Annotated in this window: 1 protein-coding gene; it reads left to right on the top strand. The window is 36.0% G+C overall.

Annotated elements, in window-relative coordinates; genetic code table 11:
* Nucleotides 1-350 (top strand): ISL3 family transposase (locus HMPREF2607_RS02975; protein WP_070475760.1); only part of this gene is annotated, 350 nt, incomplete at both ends.

The following is a 350-nucleotide window of genomic DNA, read 5'->3' as shown; positions in this document are numbered from 1 at the left end:
AAAAATCACTGGAGACTCTTCCAAAAGGACAGCCGTAAGTTATCTCTCAACCCTTTTTACTCAAAGACCTTCCATCAAACATTATGCCCACATGAAGTCGTTGAGAAGACACTGAATTTCTCAGAAGAACTCACCAATTATTATAACCTCTATCAGCTTTTGCTTTTTCACTTTCAGGAGAAGAGAGGGGATGAGTTTTTTGAACTCATAGAGGAGAATATAAGCAAGGTCAATCATTACTTCAAAACAGTCTTTAGGACTTTTCGTAAACATAAACAATACATCAAAAATGCACTAGAAACACATTACTCAAATGCAAAATTGGAGGGGACCAATAAGCTTATCAAAGA

Origin of the sequence: Streptococcus sp. HMSC078H03 (assembly GCF_001808655.1) — a bacterium.
Classification (GTDB): domain Bacteria; phylum Bacillota; class Bacilli; order Lactobacillales; family Streptococcaceae; genus Streptococcus; species Streptococcus salivarius_G.
Note: the sequence above shows the minus strand (reverse complement) of the source record. Positions and strands in the feature narration are given on the sequence as shown.